The 20883-nt window shown below is 40.1% G+C and carries 18 protein-coding genes, 9 tRNA genes and 1 rRNA gene; 6 read left to right on the top strand and 22 right to left on the bottom strand.

What is annotated here, in order from left to right:
• The first annotated feature begins 45 nt into the window (after positions 1–45).
• From BMX26_RS07725 to BMX26_RS07710, 4 genes are all read left to right on the top strand, one after another.
• On the top strand, positions 46–1707 hold the full coding sequence (locus tag BMX26_RS07725) for a malolactic enzyme (protein WP_225355228.1): 1662 nt from the start codon (positions 46–48) through the stop codon (positions 1705–1707).
• Between the two features lie 31 nt (positions 1708–1738).
• Positions 1739–3010, top strand: coding sequence for a 2-hydroxycarboxylate transporter family protein (locus tag BMX26_RS07720; RefSeq protein WP_075530858.1), 1272 nt, complete (start codon positions 1739–1741; stop codon positions 3008–3010).
• Positions 3011–3126: 116 nt separating this feature from the next.
• Positions 3127–3810, top strand: coding sequence for a ribose-5-phosphate isomerase RpiA (gene rpiA, locus BMX26_RS07715; protein WP_075530857.1), 684 nt, complete (start codon positions 3127–3129; stop codon positions 3808–3810).
• A 69-nt stretch (positions 3811–3879) separates the two neighbouring features.
• Positions 3880–5214: a C1 family peptidase gene (locus BMX26_RS07710; RefSeq protein ID WP_075530856.1), complete on the top strand. Its 1335-nt coding sequence runs from the start codon at positions 3880–3882 to the stop codon at positions 5212–5214.
• Positions 5215–5330: 116 nt separating this feature from the next.
• On the opposite strand, the gene BMX26_RS07705 is transcribed toward BMX26_RS07710, so the two are convergent.
• From BMX26_RS07705 to BMX26_RS07690, 4 genes are all read right to left on the bottom strand, one after another.
• Positions 5331–6005, bottom strand: a complete 675-nt coding sequence (locus BMX26_RS07705) for a 2,3-bisphosphoglycerate-dependent phosphoglycerate mutase (protein ID WP_075530855.1) — start codon at positions 6003–6005, stop codon at positions 5331–5333.
• A 71-nt stretch (positions 6006–6076) separates the two neighbouring features.
• Entirely contained in the window at positions 6077–7060 is a 984-nt protein-coding gene (locus BMX26_RS07700; RefSeq protein ID WP_075530854.1) for a methyl-accepting chemotaxis protein, read from the bottom strand.
• A gap of 16 nt (positions 7061–7076) precedes the next feature.
• Positions 7077–8105 (bottom strand): FIST signal transduction protein, encoded by a 1029-nt coding sequence (locus BMX26_RS07695; RefSeq protein WP_075530853.1) that lies wholly within the window; start codon positions 8103–8105, stop codon positions 7077–7079.
• Positions 8106–8381: 276 nt separating this feature from the next.
• Positions 8382–9461: a C40 family peptidase gene (locus tag BMX26_RS07690; protein ID WP_075530852.1), complete on the bottom strand. Its 1080-nt coding sequence runs from the start codon at positions 9459–9461 to the stop codon at positions 8382–8384.
• A gap of 536 nt (positions 9462–9997) precedes the next feature.
• Between BMX26_RS07690 and BMX26_RS07685 the strand changes: the two genes are divergently transcribed.
• Complete coding sequence (locus tag BMX26_RS07685) at positions 9998–11035, top strand: LCP family protein (protein ID WP_075530851.1); 1038 nt, start codon at positions 9998–10000, stop codon at positions 11033–11035.
• 39 nt (positions 11036–11074) lie between these two features.
• Here BMX26_RS07685 and BMX26_RS07680 read toward each other — a convergent pair whose 3' ends face one another.
• The 6 genes from BMX26_RS07680 to nadE form a co-directional block, all read right to left on the bottom strand.
• A complete protein-coding gene (locus BMX26_RS07680; protein ID WP_075530850.1) occupies positions 11075–12046 on the bottom strand; it encodes a beta-ketoacyl-ACP synthase III in 972 nt (323 codons plus the stop codon).
• 114 nt (positions 12047–12160) lie between these two features.
• A tRNA-Leu gene (locus tag BMX26_RS07675) sits at positions 12161–12245 on the bottom strand.
• A 98-nt stretch (positions 12246–12343) separates the two neighbouring features.
• Positions 12344–12428, bottom strand: a tRNA-Leu gene (locus BMX26_RS07670).
• A 46-nt stretch (positions 12429–12474) separates the two neighbouring features.
• Complete coding sequence (locus tag BMX26_RS07665; RefSeq protein WP_075530849.1) at positions 12475–12930, bottom strand: SprT family protein; 456 nt, start codon at positions 12928–12930, stop codon at positions 12475–12477.
• A gap of 46 nt (positions 12931–12976) precedes the next feature.
• On the bottom strand, positions 12977–13414 hold the full coding sequence (locus BMX26_RS07660) for a hypothetical protein (protein ID WP_075530848.1): 438 nt from the start codon (positions 13412–13414) through the stop codon (positions 12977–12979).
• Between the two features lie 12 nt (positions 13415–13426).
• On the bottom strand, positions 13427–14254 hold the full coding sequence (gene nadE / locus BMX26_RS07655; RefSeq protein WP_075530847.1) for an ammonia-dependent NAD(+) synthetase: 828 nt from the start codon (positions 14252–14254) through the stop codon (positions 13427–13429).
• A gap of 134 nt (positions 14255–14388) precedes the next feature.
• On the opposite strand from nadE, the gene BMX26_RS07650 reads away from it, so the two are divergent.
• Positions 14389–15120 carry a WecB/TagA/CpsF family glycosyltransferase gene (locus BMX26_RS07650; RefSeq protein ID WP_075530846.1) on the top strand — a complete coding sequence of 244 codons (732 nt, stop codon included), beginning with the start codon at positions 14389–14391 and terminating at the stop codon, positions 15118–15120.
• A gap of 24 nt (positions 15121–15144) precedes the next feature.
• Here BMX26_RS07650 and BMX26_RS07645 read toward each other — a convergent pair whose 3' ends face one another.
• The 12 genes from BMX26_RS07645 to rrf all read right to left on the bottom strand — a co-directional run bounded on the left by BMX26_RS07645 (position 15145) and on the right by rrf (position 20876).
• Positions 15145–15843, bottom strand: a complete 699-nt coding sequence (locus BMX26_RS07645) for a GntR family transcriptional regulator (RefSeq protein ID WP_075530845.1) — start codon at positions 15841–15843, stop codon at positions 15145–15147.
• Between the two features lie 16 nt (positions 15844–15859).
• A complete protein-coding gene (gene nagA / locus BMX26_RS07640; protein ID WP_075530844.1) occupies positions 15860–16993 on the bottom strand; it encodes an N-acetylglucosamine-6-phosphate deacetylase in 1134 nt (377 codons plus the stop codon).
• 69 nt (positions 16994–17062) lie between these two features.
• Positions 17063–17860: a pyrroline-5-carboxylate reductase gene (gene proC / locus BMX26_RS07635; RefSeq protein ID WP_075530843.1), complete on the bottom strand. Its 798-nt coding sequence runs from the start codon at positions 17858–17860 to the stop codon at positions 17063–17065.
• A gap of 69 nt (positions 17861–17929) precedes the next feature.
• Positions 17930–18001 (bottom strand) — tRNA-Gln (locus BMX26_RS07630).
• Between the two features lie 4 nt (positions 18002–18005).
• Positions 18006–18091 (bottom strand) — tRNA-Tyr (locus tag BMX26_RS07625).
• 89 nt (positions 18092–18180) lie between these two features.
• A tRNA-Gln gene (locus BMX26_RS07620) sits at positions 18181–18252 on the bottom strand.
• A 3-nt stretch (positions 18253–18255) separates the two neighbouring features.
• A tRNA-Tyr gene (locus BMX26_RS07615) sits at positions 18256–18341 on the bottom strand.
• 112 nt (positions 18342–18453) lie between these two features.
• Positions 18454–19923, bottom strand: coding sequence for a peptide MFS transporter (locus tag BMX26_RS07610; RefSeq protein WP_075530842.1), 1470 nt, complete (start codon positions 19921–19923; stop codon positions 18454–18456).
• Positions 19924–20505: 582 nt separating this feature from the next.
• Positions 20506–20578: transfer RNA gene (locus tag BMX26_RS07605), tRNA-Thr, on the bottom strand.
• Positions 20579–20584: 6 nt separating this feature from the next.
• Positions 20585–20656: transfer RNA gene (locus BMX26_RS07600), tRNA-Glu, on the bottom strand.
• 21 nt (positions 20657–20677) lie between these two features.
• Positions 20678–20750 (bottom strand) — tRNA-Asn (locus BMX26_RS07595).
• A 9-nt stretch (positions 20751–20759) separates the two neighbouring features.
• Positions 20760–20876 (bottom strand): 5S ribosomal RNA (rrf, locus tag BMX26_RS07590).
• Positions 20877–20883 lie beyond the last annotated feature (7 nt).

Here is a 20883-nt window from a genome sequence, read left to right as displayed (position 1 = left end):
CCCTTGGAGTTGACTATAATTTGAACCATCGTTTATAGTTATAAAATCGTAAGTCAAAAAGAACAACCAAGAGGAGAAAAAAACATGAAAGCACATGAAATTTTAAACAACCCCTTCTTAAACAAGGGTACTGCTTTTAGTATGGAAGAACGTCAAGAATTAGGTTTAGTTGGTATCTTGCCACCATACGTTCAAACTTTGCAAGAACAAGCTGACCAAGCTTACCAACAATTCACTAAAAAGCCATCAAATCTTGAAAAGCGTCATTTCTTGATGGAAATTTTCAACACTAACCGGACTTTATTCTATTACTTGTTCAGCCAACACTTGATGGAATTCAACCCTATCGTTTATGATCCGGTTATCGCTGAAACAATCGAACAATATTCTGAATTATACGTTGATCCACAATACGCTGCTTATCTTGATATCAACCATCCAGAAAACATCGAAGCAACTTTGAAAAATGCTGCTGGCGACCGCGATATTCGCTTAATCGTTGTAACTGATGCTGAAGGTATCTTAGGTATTGGTGACTGGGGTGTTCAAGGTGTTGATATCTCTGTTGGTAAATTGATGGTCTACACTGCTGCTGCCGGTATCGACCCAGCTACAGTTATGCCACTTGTTATCGACGCTGGTACAAACCGCAAAGAATTACTTGAAAACCCAATGTACCTTGGTAATCGTCATGAACGTGTTCACGGCAAGCAATACGATGAATTCATCGACAAATTTGTTGAAATTGCTGAAAACATGTTCCCTAAGTTGTACTTACACTGGGAAGACTTCGGCCGTTCAACTGCTGCTGATATCTTAAACCGTTACAAAGACAAGATTCCTACTTTCAATGATGATATCCAAGGAACAGGGATTGTTGTTTTAGGCGGTGTCTTTGGCGCTATGGACATCAAGAATGAAAAATTAACTGACCAAGTTTACTTGTGCTACGGTTCCGGTTCTGCCGGTGCTGGGATTGCCGGCCGTGTTCACGCTGAAATGGTTGCTGAAGGCATGTCAGAAGACGAAGCTTACAAGCACTTCTTCATGGTTGACAAGCAAGGTTTGTTATTCGACGACATGGAAGACCTAACACCTGCACAAAAGCCATTTGCTAAGAAACGCAGTGATTTTGAAGGCAAAGGCGATATGACTGATTTGGCACAAGTTATCAAGGCTTGCGGCGCTACTATCTTAGTTGGTACTTCAACTAATGCCGGTGGTTTCACTAAAGAAGTTATCGAAGCAATGTGCGCTAACACAGAACGCCCAGTTATCTTCCCAATTTCCAACCCTACTAAGAAACTTGAAGCAACTGCTGAACAAGTTATCGAATGGTCTGATGGTAAGGCCTTCGTTGCTACTGGTGTTCCATCAGGTACAATTACTTACAAGGGTGTTGACTACGTTATCGGCCAAGCTAACAACGCTTTGATCTACCCAGGTCTTGGTCTTGGTATGATTGCTTCAGAAGCAAGCTTGCTTACTGACGAAATGGTTGGGGCTGCTGCCCATGCTTTATCCGGTTTAGTTGATACAACTAAGCCAGGTGCTCCTGTACTGCCATCATTTGCTGACGTTAATAACGTTTCACTTAGGGTAGCTGAAGCTGTTGCCAAAAAGGCACAAGAACAAGGCTTAGCTAAGGCACAAGAACAAGATATGACTAAGGCCGTTCGCGACATGTTCTGGACACCTAAGTACTAAAATTAATAAAAAAAGAGAAAGTGTTATTGAAATGAAACAATTAAACGAAATTAAAATTGCTGGGGTTTCCTTACCACTTTACCTTGGCTTTGTAGTGGTTTTAGCCATTTCAATTGCCATGGGTAACTTACCTCTCAACATGTTAGGCATTACCTTCATGTTAGTTGTTTTAGGTCACCTCATGTATTTCATCGGTGAAAAATTACCATTTTGGAATACTTACCTGGGTGGTGGATCTGTCTTCACCCTTTTAGCTGGTGCTATTTTAGCTGCTACCGGCTTAATTCCTAAGAACGTCATCTCTGCCACTTCAACTTTCATGAGTGATTGGGGCTTTTTAGACTTCTATATTGCCGCTTTAATCTGCGGTGCTATCTTAGGCATGAACCGCAAGCTTTTAGTTAAAGCTTCAGCTAAGTTTATTCCAATTTCTTTGGCAACAATGGTTGTCGGCTTCTTTGCTACTGGTTTAGTGGGAATGCTTTTAGGTCAAGGCTTCGGACACTCAGTAATGTACATCTCATTTGCCCAAATGGCAGGCGGGATGGGCGCTGGGATTGTGCCTTTGTCTAAAATCTACGCTGCTGGTCTACACACTAGTGCTGGTCCTATCCTTTCCCAATTGGCTCCAGCTACTACTTTAGGCAACATCTTGGCTATCATTGGTGCAATTGTGATTGCTAAAGGTTTTAGCAGTACAAAATACAATGGTCACGGGGTTTTAATCCACGTTGATAAAGATGACGTTGCTAAAAAGCAGCCAACTTTAGATGCTGCTAAGATTGGTGTCGGTTTGATGTTTGCCTTTACTTTGTTCTTAATCGGTGTAATTTTGAACACTTTCGTACCTAAGGTTCACAGCTATGCCTTCATGATTATCTTAGTATTCATCTTGAAAGCTACTGACTTAGTTCCAAAGCCGTTAGAAGAAACAGTTGTTATGTTCAACAAAGTCGTTATGACTAACTTGACTCACGCTGTTTTAGCCGGTATCGGTCTTTCCATGATTGACCTTTCATCTTTGGCACATGCTATGACTTGGCAATTTGTTGTCATTAGTTTGACTTCAGTTGTTTCAATGGGTCTTGCCAGCTGGTTCTTGGGTATGATCTTTGGTTTATATCCAGTCGAAACAGCTATCGGTGCTGGTATGATTAACAACTCCATGGGTGGTACAGGTAACATCGCCGTGCTTTCAGCTGCTGACCGCATGGAAATGATTGCTTTTGCCCAAATGGCCAACCGTCTTGGCGGTGCTATCGTCTTAATCTTGGGTGGTTTACTCATTCCATTCCTGCATTAAGCATTAAAAACCTCACTATATAAAGTGAGGTTTTTTTGTGCCTTCAAAACTTAAAAAGCGCTTGGCTTTTAGGAGCGCTTTAGTATATGATAAATTACGGATAGGAGGTCTTTTTAATGGATCAAAATGAATTAAAAAAACTCGTTGGTGAAAAATCCGTTGAATGGATTAAAGATAATATGACTGTTGGTTTAGGCACCGGTTCCACCGTTTATTACATGGTTGAAGCCTTAGGCAGACGCATTAAAGATGAAGGCTTGCATATTACCGGTGTAACAACTTCTAACCGAACGGCAAAACAAGCACAAGCCCTGGGGATTCCTTTGAAATCAGTTGATGAAGTCGAAAAAATCGACTTAACGATTGACGGCGCCGATGAAATTTCCGCCGACTTCCAAGGCATTAAAGGCGGCGGTGCAGCTCTTTTATTTGAAAAAATTGTTGCTACTAATTCTGATAAGGTTATTTGGATTGTCGATGAAAGCAAATTGTCACAGCAATTGGGATCATTCCCCCTGCCCGTTGAAGTTATCCCTTATGGCAGCCAAAAACTTTTCGCCAAATTTGAAGCTAAAGGTTTAAACCCTTCTTTTAGAAAAAATGATCAAGGCGGTCTGCTCTTAACGGATTCCGACAATTACATTATTGATTTGCATTTAGGAAGCATTGACCATCCGCATGAATTAGCCGAATATTTAATCCACCAAGTTGGTGTGGTTGAACATGGGCTGTTCTTAGACATGGTTAATACGGTCATTGTTGGTCGGCAAAACGGCCCTGAAGTTTTAGAAGCCCGCTAACCTTTTTTATTTACTTAAAGTATTAAATGCTATACAATCGTTAGTATAAAGCTAAAGGAGTGAACTTTTTTGAGTAAAGATATCAGTTTAAACCAACTTGAAAAATTTCAAGCTGAACTTGAAAGTAATCCACATTACCGCGTAGCTGAACGTGCCATCACTAAAAATGGTATTTTGGCAACCAGCCAAGATTTGCGCGCTGAAATTAATATGGACCCTGTTTTTTCCATTGACCTTGACACTGGCAAAGTAGCTAACCAAAAACAATCCGGCCGCTGCTGGATGTTTGCTGCTTTAAACACTATGCGTCATGATATGAAGGATAATTTTGGAGTTAAAGACGACTTTGAATTATCCCAAAACTACACCTTCTTCTGGGATAAATTGGAAAAAGCCAACTACTTCTACGAAAATGTTTTGAAGACCGCTGCTTTACCTACATCTGACCGCAAAGTGGCTTGGCTCATGCAAACACCGCAACAAGACGGCGGTCAATGGGATATGTTCATGGCTATCATTGAAAAATATGGGGTCGTACCTAAGTCTGTTATGCCTGAAACTTATAACTCCAGCTCTTCACGCGAATTCAATTCTGCTTTAAACCTTAAATTACGTAAAGATGCTGTGGAATTGCGTGAATTAGTCAACGCTGGTACAGCGGAAGCTGAAATCGAAGCCCGCAAACAAAAAATGCTGAGCGAAGTTTACCGGATGTGTGCTTTGAGTTTTGGCGAACCACCTGTTAAATTTGACTTTGAATACCGTGATAAAGATAACAATTATCATATTGACAAAGATTTAACTCCACAAGCCTTCTTCAAGAAATATGTCGGCTGGAATACTGAAGATTACATTTCTGTCATCAATGCTCCAACAGCTGATAAACCATACAACCACATGTACACCGTGGAAATGTTAGGTAACGTGGTTGGCGGACGTGAAGTAAGACACTTAAACGTTGATATGGATACCTTCCGCAAAATTGCCATTGCGCAGCTTAAAGCTGGCGAAAGCGTTTGGTTTGGTTCTGATGTTGGTCAATCATCTGACCGTAAATTAGGGATTATGGATACTGAAGTTTACCACAAAGATGAATTATTTGATGTCGACTTCTCCATGTCAAAAGCCGAACGCCTTGATTATGGCGAAAGTTTAATGACTCATGCCATGGTCTTAACTGGGGTTGATTTAGTTGATGACAAACCAACGAAGTGGAAAGTTGAAAATTCTTGGGGTGACAAAGTTGGTACAGAGGGCTTCTTCGTTATGAGTAATGACTGGATGGAAGAATACTGCTACCAAGTTGTTGTTAACAAGAAATTCTTGCCAAAAGAACTTCAAGAAGTTTTAAAAGAAGATGCTAAAGTCTTAGCTCCATGGGATCCAATGGGCGCTTTAGCCTAACCATAAAAAAAGCTTGCCTTAGATTAAGGCAAGCTTTTTTTATTTATGTGAGTTGTTTCAAATAAGACTCGTTGTGCTTAAAATTTGTCATTTATCATCACGCATACTTTAAAAGCTTATTTGATAATCCGTTTTTCAATAATTTTCAAATACCGATCTAAATCATAAACAATAGGGACACCATTTTCCACTTCAACCCCGTCAATGCCCTGGTCGCTGATGTGCTCTAAAAATTTAATCAAAGCTCTCAAGGTACTGCCATGCGCAACCACTAGCTGATTTTCACCTGCCAGCAATCTAGGGGCGATCATCTCAGTCCAATAAGGTACAATCCGATCATAAGCCATCTTTAAACTTTCTCCTCGCGGCAAGGATTGGCTCGGCACCTGCGCATACCGGCGGTCTTGATCTTGAACCTTAAGCAGGGGCGGAACGGTGTAAAAAGAACGCCGCCACAAGGCTACTTGTTCTTCACCATAAAGTTCCCTAGTATAGTCCTTATTAAGCCCTCTCAAAGCCCCATAATGGCGCTCATTGAGCCGCCAAGTCTTATAGATTGGCAGGTAGCTTTGACCGATTTCATCTAACACAATATTGGCGGTTTTAATGGCACGCATCAAGACCGAGGTATGAGCTGTCTGAAAGCTAATTTTTTCATGTCTTAACAAATATCCAGCATGCCGAGCCTGGATAATGCCTTTTTTAGTTAAAGGCGCATCGTTCCAGCCCGTATACACATTTTCCTTATTAGCTAAACTTTGTCCATGCCTAATTAAAACCAGCTTTACCATAATGATTACAACCTTTGCTTCTTAATACTCACATTATAACAAAAAGGGGCTGAAAATTCAGCCCACTTCGTTTATTGTTGTTTTGCCTTCTTAGCCAATAGGTTCATTTGTTCTAAATCATTAGCAATATTCTTGTAGTTGTTTGACCGATTTTGAACCCCTTTAATTAATATATCTAATTTATGATTATCAGCTTGGGCCCGATTTTCAACGCCAGCAAGGCTTTGAGCAAATTCTGTAATCAATTCGCCGTTTTGATCTTGCAAATTCAAAACATTGTTCAAATGAGATGTTACTTGACTGCCTGAATCTCTAACAGTATCAAATCCTTGGGCTACTGAATTAACAGTTTCCGTGGTTTGACCAATAATCTCGCTGATGGAATCAACCTGCTTTTGCAATTGAAGTACGACACCCCGCAAATCATCCATAGAAGACAAAATTTCACGTGAAAAACCACGGGTACTTTGAGCTAATTCACTGGTTTCGCTAGCAACAACTGCAAACCCACGGCCTGCTTCACCTGCACGATTAGCTTCAATAGAAGAGTTCAAGGCCAAGATAGTTGTACTTTCGGCAATTTCATCGATATTTTGCACCTTAGAAGAAATGTTATCAAACTCGCTTCTCAACTTGCTCATACGGTCAGTAATTTCGGTAACCACCTTGTTCATATCGGATACATTCTGCTGCATATCGCCAAAATGCGACCCTGATTCATCAATGGCCTTATCTGCTTTTCCCATTTCTTGTGAAACAGCATTGATTTCTACTTCTAAAGTTTCATTACTTTCATTTAAACCTTGAGCAGCTCCAGACGCATCGTGCAACTTGCTGACGGTTTCTTGGTTGCTTTGGAATAATTGATCCAAACTATGAGTTGAATCGCCTTCCATTCGAACCAAAGATTTGAATTGTTCTCTAACTTGATCGGATAAATCCACTACCGTATCATAATATTCAGAAGCAGTAATATTTTCGTGCTTATTAAAATTTACTTGTTCTTCAACAACTTCTTCTACTTCTTCTTGTTTATTACGTCTAAAAAGTCCCATTCTTAAACATCCTTTCCTATTCAACACCTAACAAAACCATCGTTTGGTTAACATGTTCAAATTTAAATTGTTCACCGGCACTGACAAAACCAGCTTCATTGCTATTAAGCCTTGCTAGCGAATTAAAGATTGTTGGCCATTTGCCTGCCTGCATAAAATATGCATCCCGTAAAATACAATTAACAGTCAGCAAAGTCTTCGGCTTAAATGAAAACTTCTGCTGCGTCTGTTCCAGAATATCATCAATATTGCCTAATTCCAACACATCAATGAAGGTGTTAGGAATAATTTCAGAATAAAATGAAATTGAGCCATCGCTGTTGACTTTTTGCGGTGAGTTGATAAATAAATCGCCATCAAAGGTTTGTCCCAAAGGATGCGACAAAAAGCTGTTTTCTAAATCACGGACTGAAATACCTAAAACTCTAGCGTATTCATCGGCAGCCGGCTGCTCATTTAACGTATAAACCGTTCGTAAAATCGGGTCGGCATCTGTAACCAAAACTCTCTTACCCATCGGACGATAGATATTCTCTTTTGCCACCACTGTTCGCGTGCGATTATTGACAAAAAGCGCCAAATGATGCACACGACTTGTCCCATAATAAATGAGCGCTTCGCCATTAGTCAAATCGCCCGCTGAACCGCCAATCATCTTGAAATCACGGTCCATGAAATACATGCTTGTCATAACCATGTCTTCTTTACCGGACAAACCGTCTAAAATAAGATACATAAAGGCATTACGGTTATTCTTGACTTTATCATAAGCATTTTTTAAGTCATGGCGCGATAAAATTGGCGGATCAGCTACAGGGACAACTTCACAAATATCGCGCTCAACGGTAAAACCGGTAAAGCCCGTCTCCTTTTTCTCAGAACCATATGTTTGCGAAAAAGTTGAAGCAGCAACCACATTACTTGGCAGACTTGGTGCAGCTTGCTTAACTTCATCATAAACGCCAAATACAACAACCAATTCATTGCGGTTTTGCTTTGCATATGTCAGCAGTTCAGATTGGTCATTGAATGTTATTGTCTTCATATTTTTTCCTCCAAGGGTCTTTTTAACAATTGTACATACCTATCTTATAATTTAGTAGTCCACTTTTATTATAAGGATATATCGGCCACTAAGCTAACAAATTTACATAATTTCAAAAGGTTTCGACTTCTATTCATATTTGGATAAATTTAAGGCTAAATTTAGCATATAAAAAACAAATTTTTCATACAAATATCACCTAACTAAGCCGCATAAAACTAAAAAAGCACCGCTTAAAACGGTGCTTTTTATTTTTAAGTTTTAATAATTAAGCTCTTAGTTCACCCGTCCAAATGAAGTTGGAGCATATGAGCTAAGTGATTGAATCTTAACTGTTTGACGACGATCAGGAGCGTGCACATATTGACCATTGCCGATGTAAATAGCAACGTGATATGCTGGATAACCCCAGAAGCAAAGGTCTCCTGGTTGAAGCTGACTTCGTGAAATAGTTGTGCAAGCAGCTTGTTGCTCTTGAGATGTCCGTGGCAATGATTTGCCGAACTTAGCATATACATATTGAACCAAGCCAGAGCAGTCAAACCCAGAAGGTGAAGTACCGCCCCATACATAAGGAACACCAACAAATGATGTTGCCAAAGAAACAACACTGGAGTAATTAGCTGAAGAAGCAACCTTAGTTGTGGTCGTTGAAGCTGCGCTTGAGCTTGAGCTAGTGGCACTAGCAGCAATCTTCGTTGTATCTTCAACTGCCTTTTGAGCAGCTACAGCTGTCTTGGCAGCAGCTACCTTAGCAGCAGCTTCTCTAGCAGCCTCAAGTTTAGCAGCAGCTTCCTTCTTAGCTTGGTCTTCTTTAGCCTTAACAGCAACTAATTGAACCTTCTTAACTTCGAGTTGAGCTTGATCTGTTTGTAAACTCTTGTTTTCCTTAGCTTGTTCATTAGCTGCTTTATCAACGGCAGCCTTAGCAGCAACAACTTTTTCCTTATCAGCTTTTTGTTCAGCAACAGCTTGGTTGTTGGCATGTACCAATGTAGCAACTGTCACTGTCCGGCTGATAGCTTCGGATAAGTTCTTGGAAGCTGTCACAAATTCAATCATTGAACCGGCATTGTTTGCTTGAGCAGCACGTGCTTGTTGTTCAATTTGTGATTGACGCGCTTTGATATTTTTCTTTAAAGTATCAATTTCTTTAGATTTTTCGTATTGAACAGATTCCAACTTAGAAAGTTTTACCTGTCCATCCTTGATTTTCTTTTGTGTTGCTTTGATTTGTTGCGTAACAGCATCAATATCACTTTGTGTATCTGCTTTAGCTGTGCCTTGGGCATAACCGGCAAACATCAAAGCCGCAGCTGCTGTCAATGTAACTTTGAGTAACTTTGAATTCTTCACTAGTGACTACCTTCCTAACTAAACTTAATTATCTACTAAAACTTAAACTTTAAACGTTCGTTTTAACTACGTGTTCTATACTATCATTTAAAATTTTAGAACTCAATTACAGTAAATTTACAATTTTTAGCAAAAATCCAAGTAATGTTACAAAAATGTTGCGAAATTTCTTTAATTTGTGCAAATCCATTTATAAATCCTGATATATCAACTTTTTTTTAGTAATCAAGCCTTCAAACAAACGCTTTCAAGATTACAGAATGTAATATAACCTCTGGCTTTTTTTAACATTTTTTTAGAAAAAAACAATTCAAGTCCGCTTAAAATGCTAAAATAGGCTTTTTTGCTCAAGATCATTTTTTAGATAACAGCCTTTTCTCTCATTTTTATCCTTATCAACCTAGCCCGCTTTTTTGATAAAAGCGTTTTATTGCTAAATTGTTTCATTTTAATTAAATTTATTGCGATTTTTCAATAATCTTCTAACATATGTGTATAATTAACATGATTATTATTTATATCCAAGGAGTCAAAAAATGTCAGATCACACTAAACACTCCGTTGGTGCAAGCAAAGCACCCCTTCGAAAAATCTGTTGTACCATCTTGTTGGTGCTCTTTTTAGGCGCTTTTTATGCGAGCGGTTTTTATATTCACGGCTTATTATCAACAGCCAAAGAAAGTATCCAAACGACTTATAAAAAGACTAAGGTTAAAAAGGTCCGCAACGTTTCTAGCGTGCTGAAGCAAAAAAAACCGATTTCCATTTTACTTTTAGGTACTGATACCGGCGATTTGGGTCGCAGTGATACTGGACGAACCGATACGATGATTGTGGCTACTATTAATACCACCACTAATCGAACCACTTTAACCAGTATTCCGCGTGATACCACCATGAAAATTCCCGGATCCAGCGATACATATGACAAAATTAATTCTGCCTACACCATCGGCGGTACTTCAATGGCCATTAAAGCCGTGCAAAAACTGCTTGATATTCCAATTGACTACTATGTTTTGATTAACATGAGCGGTCTCAAACAGATTGTTGATGCTGTTGGCGGTATTACTATCACCCCTACCTTGACCTTCCAATACGAAGATGCCAATGTTGTTAAGGGACAAAAAGTCACCTTAAACGGCAAGCAGGCTTTATCTTACGCCCGCATGCGTCATGATGATCCTTTAAATGATTATGGGCGGCAAAAACGGCAACGGCAAGTTATCCAAGCCATCGCCAAAAAAGCCATGAATTTCTCTAGCCTGTCAAAATATGATTCAATTCTCAACACCTTAAAGTCTAATATGCAAACTGATCTTAGTTATGATGATATTTGGGCTTTGGAAACCAACTACAAAGATTCAGCTAAGAGCATTTCTTCTGACTATCTCCATTGTAAAAATGGCTGGTATGATGAAGCTTCACTGCAAATTGCCACCTCAGATGAACGTCAGCGTATTTCTAATAAAATCAGAGCTGAACTTGAACTCAATGATTCAACCAGCACTTTTGAAGATGATACCGGCATTGCCGATATTGCCATCTCAACGGCGCAAAGCATAGGCCAATAAGACAAAAAAAGACCGCTTTAAAGCGGTCTTTTTTTGATATTAATCTAAAGAAAGTAGTAAACTTCCATACGATAATCCGGCGCCAAAACCAGTCAATAAGCAGTGCTGAGCTTTTTTACCCTGTGCCATAGCCTGTGATAAAGCCAAAGGTATGCCGACTGAAGAAGTATTGCCGGCTGTTTCAACATTGATTTGGAATTTATCTAAGCTAAGTTCAAGTGATTGCGCAATCGCCTCAATTAATCTGAGGTTAGCCTGGTGAACAATCACCAAGTCTAAATCGCTTGCTTTAAGTTTTTGCCGCTGCAAAAACTGCTTAATATGGGCCGTGATTTCAGTAGTAACAAAGTTATACACAGCCCGGCCGTTTTGATAAAAAGCATCCACATGTGGATAATTTTCAGCCTTAACCTCTTTTAGCGGCTCAATCCGGCCACTATGAATGACATCCGCATTGCCTTCTGTGTGCAGTTCTTCGGCTAAAAAATTATTTTCACTTTCATCTGTACTGTATTCAATCAAAACCCCAGCTGCCCCATCACCAAAAAAGACGGCTGAAGTCCTGTCGGTAAAATCCATCATCTTGGAATTTGCTTCCGCACTAATCACCAAAGCTCTATGATACATGCCGGTGCGCACAAATTTCTCTGCCGTGGCTAAGGCAAAGACAAAGCCGGCACACGCCGCTGAAATATCATACGCAAATGCATTGATACACCCTGTCTTTTTTTGCACTAAAGCAGCGGTTGAAGGGGTGATTGCATCCGGAGAAATCGTTGAGACAATAATTAAATCAACCATTTCCGGCGTAATATTGGCTTGCTTAATTAATTTTTGCGCCACCTTGCTAGCCATATCCGACGTATTTTCCCCTATCGCGTAATATCTCGTCTTGATTCCAGTATGACTTTGGATCCACTCATCAGAAGTATCCATAATTTTAGCTAAATCATCATTTGTAATGATTTTTTCGGGAAGGTAACCGGCACTCGTTACAATTTTTACTGCCATAATTTACATCCTTTCGCAATTTTCCACAGTTCATTGTATCAATTTTTATCCCCAAAGAAAACTTTTAAATTCTGAAATAAAAAAAGCTCCAGGCCACAACCTGAAGCTTAATGATGCGGGTAAATGGATTCGAACCATCACGGGCTCAACGCCCACCAGATCCTTAGTCTGACGCGTCTGCCAATTCCGCCATACCCGCGACAACATTTATTATTATAACAAAGGGTGCATCCTTTGACAAGGAAAATTTAAAAATAATCATAAAAAAACTTCAGACCACAGTCTGAAGTTCACTAGTGCGGGTAAATGGATTCGAACCATCACGGGCTCAACGCCCACCAGATCCTTAGTCTGACGCGTCTGCCAATTCCGCCATACCCGCGGCAACATTTATTATTTTACCAGATGCTTCCTTATTTGGCAAGGACTTAATTAATTTTTTTAACTAAAGTTAAGGGACCGTGGCACTTGGAGCACACATACCGCGTGATATCAACCCGCCTAACGCGTGGATAAACTTGGCCACAGTACTGACACTGGTATAGATATTTGCACACAGCTTTTTTGGACGGTGCACCTGGTGCATAGCGCAAGCCGCCCGTTTGCCTAAGTAATTGTTTGAAAGCCTGATTTTTATGCTGGTAGCCTAAGCCCAACAGATGAAGGTGATAATGGCATAATTCATGCTTAATCACCCCAATAAGCGTTTGTCTGCCATATTCAGTCAGTATCTTCGGATTGATATCAATGTGGTGATCTAATAAATGATACCTGCCTCCTGTCGTTTTAAGCCGTGCATTAAAATTAGCACGGTGGTTGAAGGGGCGGTGGAATACTTTAAGCGATATCTTCTTAATTAAAGCTGTTAATTCTTCATCTGTCATCTTTTCACCTGTCTCTAGCAAAAAAGCTGGCCAAGCCAGCTTTTTTTTACATCATCTTTTGCATCATTTTCTGCACATCTTTAGAAATATCATCCATGGCTTGATTTTGTTCTTTTTCAGCCTGGTTAAACATATCACTTGCTACAGTGTGCTTTTCATAATCCAAAGCCTGATTCATTTTCGCACAGCCTAAATAAAAACGGCGGTAAGCAGCAACGATTTTCTTATGCAAGCCTAACAGCATTGCAGGTACAAATTGGCCGGCTTGGGTTAATTTATGCACATTTTGTTCATATAAGCTAACCCCAGCTTCAAAAGCCGTTTTCGTCTTAACATAATCAGCTGCAGCAACTTCCTTGTTTTCATCCAAAGCTTGCCGAAAAATTTTAAAATAAGGGTCTAATTCTGCACTCTTATTTTCAGTTTCATCCATCACGGTGGATAAAATATTCATATATTGTCCTAAATCAGCTTTACGTTTCATAAAACCACCCGCTTACTTCCAGAAAGTATCGTAAACATTAATTGGCATATGACGCTTATGTTGGGTCTTCAAATACCAATTTTCAATCTTTTCAGCTGCCTTAGCTTCTACTTCACGGCCTTCTAAATAATCATCAATATCTTTGTAAGTTACCCCTAAAGCATCTTCATCTGGCAAAGCCGGACGATCTTCTTCAAGGTCAGCGGTTGGCGTCTTCAAATATAAATGCTTAGGCGCACCTAAAAGTTCCAGCATAGCGCGGCCTTGACGCTTATCTAACCGCCATAATGGACAAATATCGGCCCCGCCATCACCATATTTAGTGTAAAAACCGGTAATAGCTTCAGCCGCATGATCAGTCCCGGCAACAGCCCCGCTGTTAGCCCCAGCAATCGCATATTGAGCAATCATCCGTTCACGGGCTTTGATATTACCTTTGTTAAAATCGCTCACTGTCATGCCGTTAGCTTCAACGGCAGCTAACATTGCATCACTGGCCGCTTTAATATTAACCCGCACGGTTTCATCGGCTTGCATGAAAGCAATGGCATCCATCGCATCTTGTTCATCAGCTTGATCGCCGTATGGTAAACGAACAGCGATGAATTTATAACTTTGATCGCCAGTTTCTTGACGCATTTCAGCAATTGCTTTTTGGCATAAAGTACCGCACAAAGTCGAATCTTGACCACCGGAAATACCTAAAACGATGGATTTCAAGAAAGGATATTTCTTCAAATAGTCTTTAATAAAATCAATTGACCGCCGAATTTCCTTGTCTGGTTCAATTTCAGGCAAAACCTTTAATTCATCAATAATTTGCTTTTGTAAAGGACGCATCTTATTTCTCCTTGTTTCATGTAATATAATATATCATCGTTTCCTATTGTACGCCTTTTGCTGCGAAATTTCACCTGTATTTTGCCCCTTATGCTATAATGAGAAAAGATTTTGCATTGAAAGCAGGTACTTTTATGACGCAACCCTTTGAAACCGTTAATGTTTTGGGCTTTGACTTTATCAATACCACCCAAACTAATTTTATCGAACAACTCAAACAAGACTGCTTAAACCATCAAAACCGCTTTATCGTAACGGCTAACCCTGAAATTGTTTTAGCAGCTAAAAATGATGCCCACTACGCTCAAATAATCCAAACAGCTGATTATTTAACGGCTGACGGCATTGGGATTGTCAAAGGCGCCAAAATTTTAGGCACGCCTTTGCCAGAAAGGGTCACCGGCTACGACACAATGATGGCTTTGCTTGCTTGGTGTCACGAACAGCACAAAAAAGTCTTCTTTGTCGGCGCTAAACCACAAGTTATTCAAGCTGTCAAAGCTAAAATTAAAACCGAGTATCCTGGGATTGCCATTGCGGGTGCTTTTGACGGCTACTTTAAAGACGACCAGCCAATCGTGCAAGCAATCGCTCAAAGCCAACCGGATTTTGTCTTTTGTGCCTTGGGTTTTCCTAAACAAGAATACTTCATTAATAAAAACCGCACCGTCGCTTCTGCTATTTGGATGGGCGTCGGCGGCGCCTTTGACGTTTTAGCCGGCACTGCTAAAAGAGCGCCCAAGTGGTGGATTGACCACCATGTTGAATGGCTATACCGGCTCTTAAAAGAACCAAGCCGCTTTGGCCGCATGCTGGCCTTGCCAAAATATTTGCTGCTGGTTTATCAAAGTAAATTTAACCATTAAAAAAAGAGGCTTAAAGCCTCTTTTTTATTTTTCCAGGTAAAATTCAAAGCGATCGCCTGCATACTGAGTCCTAACGTATTCAAAAGGACGTCCGTCGCTTAATTGTGTCACTTGCCGTAATTTTAAGATAGCTGAACCCCGTTTGACATTCAAATATTCAGCTATTTTTTCGGAAGCCAGCTGGGCAGACACTGTTTGCGAAGCATGTCCGATAACCAGCCCGTTAGCTTCCAAAGTCTTATACAGCGACGTAGTGACCTGCGTGCGATCATAAGCTTGCACTAAATCGTAAGGCAAGGTGGCTACTTCAAAACAAATCGGTTCATCATCAGCATAGCGGATGCGCTCCATTCGCACAATTTTAGCCTTCTCTGATAAGTTGAGTCGCTCCATCTCACTAACCGACGGTGTCGTTATCAGATAAGAAACCGTCTTGCTGGATGGCTTTTTGCCTTGTGCTTCCATAATCTCGGTAAAGCTCGTCACCGCTGCTAATTTATCTTGAACTTTCTTGCGAGCGACAAAGGTGCCCGACCCGACCTGACGTTCCAAGATGCCTTCATCAACCAAAGTCTGAATCGCTTGTCTCAAAGTCATCCGACTGACATTAAACCGCAGGGCTAAATCACGTTCAGACGGAATTCTTTGGCCAATTTGCCAAACCCCAGCTTCAATTTCTTTTTTCAATTCATTATGAATTTGAATATAAATCGGTGAATTCATCTCATCATCCTAACTTTTAAAATAAACAGCCCAAACTATAGGTCGCAACTAAATTTAAATCAGCGTCAAAGATGTTTAAATCAGCATCTTTTCCCACAGACAAACTGCCTTTTTGCGTCAGGTTAAATTCTTTAGCCTGGTTAACAGAACTCATCTTAACCGCTTCTTCCATGCTGCAGCCGGTAAATTTCATAATGTTCTTAAAAGCATCTTTAAAAGTCAAAACGGAACCAGCTAACGTGCCATCTTCCAAACGAGCCTGCTTATCTTTGACAATAACCTTTTGACCACCCAATTCAGAAACACCTTCAGGCATACCTTTGGCCCGCATTGAATCAGTAACCAATTCCAACTTATCGGCACCCTTTAATTCATAAGCTAAGCGGATCATATCAGGGCAAACATGGAAGCCGTCAGCTATCATTTCACAGTAAATATTATCTTCTAACATAGCATGTCCGGTTACCCCCGGTTCACGGTGCTTAAATTCCCGCTGAGCATTATACAAGTGGGTAACGTGGGTTGCTCTTGATTTAAGCATTTGTGCTCTAGTTGCATTACTGTGGCCGCAAGAAGGAACAATGCCATGTTCTAAGCAGTATTGTTCTAATTCAGGCGACGTTGCATGTTCTGGCGCATAAGAGACGATTTTTACCAAATGTCCGCTCAATTCGTTCCAATGGTCAAAAGCTTCAATATCTGGTGCTTCAATATACTTTTCCGGTTGTGCTCCTTTGAAAACCGGCGACACAAATGGTCCTTCTAAATGAACTCCTTGAATTACATGATTTTTAGCAGCTGCTTCCTTAATTGCTGTCATCGCGTTAGCAATATTTTCATGTGATTGGGTCATGGTCGTCGCAAAATAACTGGTAATGCCTTCATTTTTAACCATGTGATTGACCATTTCATTAATTTTATCAGCCTTACCATCCATGGCATCAAAACCATAGCCGCCATGACTATGAACGTCAATAAAACCGGGCACGATACTTTGCCCTTTGGCATCGATAATCGTTTGATCATGGGCTTGGCAGACATAGGCGCTCATTTCACCTACCGCTTCAATTTGCTGGTCAAAACGCAGATACCCATCGGTGATTTTTTCAGTACCGGTATAAATTACGGCATGTTTAATTACTGTACTCATTTTAAATGCACCCGCTTTCTAAATATATTTACTTTTTCATTGTAAGCGGTCTATACCAAAAATACAAGCTTATTTTCCTTGATCTTTTTGGATGGTAGCATCTAAGCCTTTAATTACCGCTGTTGTAAAACCATACTCTTCCATTTTAAGCAAACCGGCTACAGTCGTTCCACCGGGTGAACATACATCATCGGCTAAATCCATCGGACTTTTAGTTGATTTTAAAACCTGCAGTGCACTGCCCAAAACAGCTTGAGCCGCAATATTCGTTGCCTGCTCTTTTTTCAAACCATACTTGACCCCAGAACGCGACATTGCGTCAATAAATAAGTAGACATATGCCGGCGAACTACCAGCTAAAGCCACGAAAGTACTGAAATCACGCTCTTCTAATAAGCAGGTTTCACCCAAAAGGTTAAATAAGTTTTGGACTTGATTCAAAGCTTCAGCCGGCACATTTGAATTAGCTTTTAAAGCAGTCATTCCAGCCAGGTTTTCCACATTAACGTTTGGCATAATCCGCACTAATTTAGCTTGATCATCTTGTAAAGATGCGCTTAGTTCTTTTAAACTAACCCCAGTCACCATTGAAACTAAAATTGGCTTTTTAACCTGGTAAGTGTCCGCAATTTCAGTTAATACTTCTTTGGTAACCAGTGGTTTAACGGCCAAAAAAACAATATCAGCTTGGCTTACCACTTCGCTGTTGGTTGCTACTGGCGTCAAATGCTTTTGTTTTGCATAAGGTTCATAGCTCTGCTGGTGCGCACTGTGAATTAAAATGTCGGCTGGATTGATGTTTTGCTTTAATAACCCATTGATAATGGCCCGTGCCATATTGCCTGCTCCAATAAAACCTAATTTCATCTGAATCATCCTTTCTCAATTGAACGCTAAAAAAAAACGAGGCTGCCCTAACGTCAACCTCGCTTAGCATTGGGGTAACTGGATTCGAACCAGTGCATGACGGTACCAAAAACCGTTGCCTTACCGCTTGGCTATACCCCAATAGTGGTGGAAGGGAGTGGATTCGAACCACCGAACCCGAAGGAGCGGATTTACAGTCCGCCGCGTTTAGCCAGACTTCGCTACCCTTCCATATTAATTCGTCTTATCTATCCGACTTATTAAGTATAATACTAATTAACCCCGATAGCAAGCTTTATTTAAAATTTTAAATAAAGCTATTGGGGTAACTGGATTCGAACCAGTGCATGACGGTACCAAAAACCGTTGCCTTACCGCTTGGCTATACCCCAATGTGGTGGAAGGGAGTGGATTCGAACCACCGAACCCGAAGGAGCGGATTTACAGTCCGCCGCGTTTAGCCAGACTTCGCTACCCTTCCATTAGGTATCATAAACACCCGACTTAAATATAATACCGTTTTTATGCGACTTTTGCAAGTCTTTTTTTTAGATTATCAAAAAAGGCCGGAGAAAATTCTCCAGCCTTTCCTTTTAAGCTGCATCAAGCATTAATTTTTTTATTTTAGGAGCCAAAGCCAACATCAAAATACCAAAGACTACGGTAATTGCGCCAACAACACCATAGTAGGCAATTTCTGTGCCATGTGAGTATAAGCGGACAATTTGCGCATTTAAAGCTTGCGCTACCGCATCACTTAAGAACCAAATACTCATCATTTGCGCTTTAAACGCATTTGGAGCTAACTTGGAAGTAACTGATAAGCCGATAGGTGAGATAAGCATTTCACCGCAAATAACCAAGGCCCAACTCATAATTAACCATAATGGACTAACTTTAGCTTCTGTACCAAAAAGCATGCCTGGAAGCATCATCCATAAGAAGGAAATTCCGGCAAAAAATAAGCCGTAAGCAAATTTAACCGGTGATGAAGGCTGTTTTTCGCCTAACTTAGTCCATAAGCGGGCAAAGAATGGTACATAAAGCATGATGAACAATGGGTTCATGCTTTGGAAGAAACTTGACGGAAATGAAAGTCCGAAAACACTTAACCGGGTCTGTTCATTAGCAAATAAAGCTAAAACAACTGAACCTTGTTCTTCGATAGACCAAAAAAGAATCGAAGCGATAAATAAAGGAATATACGCCAACACTTGTGAATGTTCCCGCTTCGTAATCTTTTTGCTGGCTAACATAATAACGAAATAATAAAGCGGAATGACAACCGCAATGATTGTAATCAAATTGATAATATTAGTAATATTTAAAGCATTGAAGAGTTGCATAATGATTAAAATCAAAACCAGTAGGATAACCCATAATAATGATTTAAAAATAACATTGCGCAATTCTTTGCCTTCAATAGGATCACTTGGATATAAGCTTTCTTTAGACAGATACTTCTTGCCGTCGATTGAATATTGCACTAAGCCAAAGAACATCCCGATTGCAGCTAAAGAAAAGCCCAAGTGGAAGTTAACATTTTGACCCAAATAACCCACAATAATCGGAGCTAAAAATGCCCCCATGTTAATCCCAAAAACAAAAATACTAAAGCCCGCATCACGTCTTAGATCATTATCACTGTACAAATCGCCAACCATGTTAGAAACATTAGGCTTGAGCAAACCGGTACCAATGACAATTAAAGCAATTGAAATGTATAAGGCTGTTCGTCCAAATGGAGTTGCTAAAGCAATGTGCCCGAACATAATCAATACCCCACCGATAAAAACGGTCTTACGACTGCCTAAAACGCGGTCACTGACAAAACCGCCAAAAACACTTGATAGGTAAACCAAAGAACCGTAAATTGACATGATTGAAGCAGCAGTGGTTTTATCAAAACCAAGTCCACCCTTTGTTACGGAATAATACATGTAGAACAAAAGGATAGCCCGCATACCATAGTAACTGAATCTTTCCCACATTTCAGTGAAAAACAGCGTAGCTAATCCACGTGGATGTCCTAAAAATGTTTTATCCTGTGGTTTATTATCCATAATAAATAATTCCTCCAAATAAGTCACTGCTAATTAAAATCTACTTAGCAGAATGATTAGGAACTCTTTTACTATCACTAAAGATAGTGAGCCCAATGCATATAATTATAAGAATAGTATAATAAACAGTCAAATTCACTTGGTCTAGATTTTTACTAAACTAAGATTTATCTAACTGTTAATTCACGTTTAGCTAACTACTATTAACTGAGCTACAATTTTAACTGTGAACTTCTAACTTTAATTTAACAATCGCAAGCTTATTTGACACAATTCAGTTTATGAGATTTCATTTAATTTTTTTGATAAAAATTCGATAAAATTATGATAATTTATCTTGATGACAATTGCCTCAGCTGCTGCTACCTGCTCTTTTTCCAGTTTTTAACACCTTTTGTTTAACTATTTGATGAAAAAAGCTGTTCTTTTCCCATATTTGACGACCAAAACTTATTTAGACATCACATAATACTCACCAAATTATTTCTAATTATGTTTTTAAATTTTTAGTAAAAAAAGAAGCCAGGAAATAATTCCTAGCTTCTTTCCGACTTTACTCACTAGCAAGTACAGCCGCCTTAATGCCGGTTGCTGGACTCGAACCAGTGACCGCCGGTTTACGATACCGATGCTCTACCAACTGAGCTAAACCGGCATTAGATGACCCGTACGGGATTTGAACCCATGTTACCGCCGTGAAAGGGCGGTGTCTTAACCACTTGACCAACGGGCCATAAATCAAATTAGATTTAAACTCCGGCAGGCGGACTCGAACCGTCGACAGCCTGATTAACAGTCAGGTGCTCTACCAACTGAGCTATGCCGGAATAATAACAGCACGGCAACGTCCTACCCTCACAGGGGGCGATCCCCCAACTACTCTCGGCGCTATCAAGCTTAACTTCTGTGTTCGGAATGGGAACAGGTGTATCCTTGATGCCATCATCACCGCACTATTTA

Origin of the sequence: Ligilactobacillus sp. WC1T17 (assembly GCA_900110005.1) — a bacterium.
Classification (GTDB): domain Bacteria; phylum Bacillota; class Bacilli; order Lactobacillales; family Lactobacillaceae; genus Ligilactobacillus; species Ligilactobacillus ruminis_A.
The sequence above is the reverse complement of the archived record's forward strand: the minus strand, read 5'-3'. Positions and strand labels throughout refer to the sequence as shown.

Bases quoted from the DNA above. Each gene is read 5' to 3' on its own strand.
- nagA (WP_075530844.1), bottom strand. From the start codon at position 16,993: ATGAGTACAGTAATTAAACATGCCGTAATTTATACCGGTACTGAAAAA.
- BMX26_RS07645 (WP_075530845.1), bottom strand. From the start codon at position 15,843: ATGAATTCACCGATTTATATTCAAATTCATAATGAATTGAAAAAAGAA.
- BMX26_RS07685 (WP_075530851.1), top strand. From the start codon at position 9,998: ATGTCAGATCACACTAAACACTCCGTTGGTGCAAGCAAAGCACCCCTT.
- BMX26_RS07695 (WP_075530853.1), bottom strand. From the start codon at position 8,105: ATGAAGACAATAACATTCAATGACCAATCTGAACTGCTGACATATGCA.
- BMX26_RS07610 (WP_075530842.1), bottom strand. From the start codon at position 19,923: ATGGATAATAAACCACAGGATAAAACATTTTTAGGACATCCACGTGGA.
- rpiA (WP_075530857.1), top strand. From the start codon at position 3,127: ATGGATCAAAATGAATTAAAAAAACTCGTTGGTGAAAAATCCGTTGAA.
- BMX26_RS07650 (WP_075530846.1), top strand. From the start codon at position 14,389: ATGACGCAACCCTTTGAAACCGTTAATGTTTTGGGCTTTGACTTTATC.
- proC (WP_075530843.1), bottom strand. From the start codon at position 17,860: ATGAAATTAGGTTTTATTGGAGCAGGCAATATGGCACGGGCCATTATC.
- nadE (WP_075530847.1), bottom strand. From the start codon at position 14,254: ATGCGTCCTTTACAAAAGCAAATTATTGATGAATTAAAGGTTTTGCCT.
- BMX26_RS07700 (WP_075530854.1), bottom strand. From the start codon at position 7,060: ATGGGACTTTTTAGACGTAATAAACAAGAAGAAGTAGAAGAAGTTGTT.
- BMX26_RS07680 (WP_075530850.1), bottom strand. From the start codon at position 12,046: ATGGCAGTAAAAATTGTAACGAGTGCCGGTTACCTTCCCGAAAAAATC.
- BMX26_RS07705 (WP_075530855.1), bottom strand. From the start codon at position 6,005: ATGGTAAAGCTGGTTTTAATTAGGCATGGACAAAGTTTAGCTAATAAG.
- BMX26_RS07660 (WP_075530848.1), bottom strand. From the start codon at position 13,414: ATGAAACGTAAAGCTGATTTAGGACAATATATGAATATTTTATCCACC.
- BMX26_RS07720 (WP_075530858.1), top strand. From the start codon at position 1,739: ATGAAACAATTAAACGAAATTAAAATTGCTGGGGTTTCCTTACCACTT.
- BMX26_RS07665 (WP_075530849.1), bottom strand. From the start codon at position 12,930: ATGACAGATGAAGAATTAACAGCTTTAATTAAGAAGATATCGCTTAAA.